Genomic DNA, 223 nt, shown 5'->3' with positions numbered 1-223 from the left:
GGCGCCATTTCCGGCCGCGCGCTCTATGACGGGCGCATCGATCCGGAACAGGCGCTGGCGCTGCTGCGCTCCGCCCGCAAGGAAAATGCCTGATGCTGAAAGTGCGTCTCAGTCCCTGCCTCGACGTGAAGGACGGGCGCGTCGTGAAGGGCGTGCAGTTCGTCGATCTCGTCGATGCGGGCGATCCGGTGGAAGCGGCCAAGGCCTATGACGCGGCAGGCGC

At 67.3% G+C, this 223-nt stretch carries 1 protein-coding gene and 1 pseudogene; both read left to right on the top strand.

The window, feature by feature from the left end; translation table 11 throughout:
• Positions 1 to 93, top strand: a pseudogene (locus tag E4K09_RS30110) (1-(5-phosphoribosyl)-5-[(5-phosphoribosylamino)methylideneamino]imidazole-4-carboxamide isomerase); the annotation flags it as partial.
• On the top strand, positions 93 to 223 hold a 131-nt coding region (locus E4K09_RS04335; protein ID WP_244610357.1), incomplete at its 3' end, for a HisA/HisF-related TIM barrel protein. The pseudogene E4K09_RS30110 and the gene E4K09_RS04335, both read left to right, overlap by 1 nt.

The organism is Microvirga pakistanensis (assembly GCF_004458765.1).
GTDB lineage: Bacteria > Pseudomonadota > Alphaproteobacteria > Rhizobiales > Beijerinckiaceae > Microvirga > Microvirga pakistanensis.
Note: the sequence above shows the minus strand (reverse complement) of the source record. Positions and strands in the feature narration are given on the sequence as shown.